This window comes from Micromonospora sp. NPDC049836 (assembly GCF_044465125.1).
Taxonomy (GTDB): domain Bacteria; phylum Actinomycetota; class Actinomycetes; order Mycobacteriales; family Micromonosporaceae; genus Micromonospora.
The window spans coordinates 1-1023 of sequence record NZ_JBITLH010000043.1 but is presented as its reverse complement, the minus strand read 5'-3'; the positions used below and the strand labels follow the sequence as shown (position 1 = coordinate 1023).

Below are 1023 nucleotides of genomic sequence, written 5' to 3'. Positions count from 1 at the left end.
TCTAAAACTGACGGACATCGTTGACACCTGGGTCTCCGGCAAGTACGGAGACCATCTATGTCTACCCCTCAGCCCCCGCTCGATCGGGAGGCCAGACGGCGCCTGGCGATCATCCGCCATGTTGAAGAGGTCACCGGCAACGTCGCGCTGACGTGCCGGTACTACGGGATCAGCCGGCAGGCGTACTACGTCTGGTACCGCCGCTACCAGGCCGACGGCGTCGACGGGCTGCGCAGCCGATCCAAGCGACCCAAGACCAGCCCCAACGCCACCCACGTCGAGGTCGTCGGGAAGATCATCTACCTGCGGCAGAACTACCACTTCGGCCCCGAGAAGATCGCGATGTACCTCAAGCGGTACCACGACGTCGCCATCAGCCGCTCCGGCGTGTGGCGAATCCTCAAGCGCCTGGACCTCAACCGGCTGCCAGCCTCGCAGCGCTACAAGCGGCACGACAAGCGGTGGAAGCGCTACGAGAAGCAGCTGCCCGGACACCGGGTCCAGATCGACGTGAAGTTCATCGAGCCCATCGGTTCGGCCGGCCGGCGCGGCGGGCGCAACAAGTACTACCAGTTCACCGCGATCGACGACTGCACCCGGCTGCGGGTGCTGCGCATCTATCCGCAGCTCAACCAGAAGACGGCGATCCAGTTCGTGGACTACGTGCTGCAGCGGCTGCCGTTCCAGGTGCAGGTCATCCAGACTGACAACGGCGCCGAGTTCCAGTCGGCGTTCCACTGGCACGTACTGGACAAGGGCATCCAGCACGTCTACATCAAGCCCCGCACACCGCGGCTCAACGGCAAGGTGGAGAGATCTCACCGCATCGACGCCGAAGAGTTCTACCGGATGCTGGAGGGCGTCGTGATCGACGACGCCCAGGTCTTCAACGACAAGCTCCGCGAGTGGGAGGACTACTACAACTACCATCGACCGCACGGCGGCCTCGGCGGCCAAACCCCCTACGAACGCCTCAAGCAGAAAACCACGACCCAGGCGTAAACGATCACCGTCGGTTGCACA

1 protein-coding gene is annotated in these 1023 nt (G+C 63.6%); it reads left to right on the top strand.

All coding sequences use genetic code 11. From position 1 onward, the window contains the following. Nucleotides 1–57 precede the first annotated feature (57 nt). A complete protein-coding gene (locus tag ACIBPB_RS33650) occupies nucleotides 58–1002 on the top strand; it encodes an IS481 family transposase (RefSeq protein ID WP_396843260.1) in 945 nt (314 codons plus the stop codon). Nucleotides 1003–1023: the final 21 nt, after the last annotated feature.

Bases quoted from the DNA above. Each gene is read 5' to 3' on its own strand.
- ACIBPB_RS33650 (WP_396843260.1), top strand. From the start codon at position 58: ATGTCTACCCCTCAGCCCCCGCTCGATCGGGAGGCCAGACGGCGCCTG.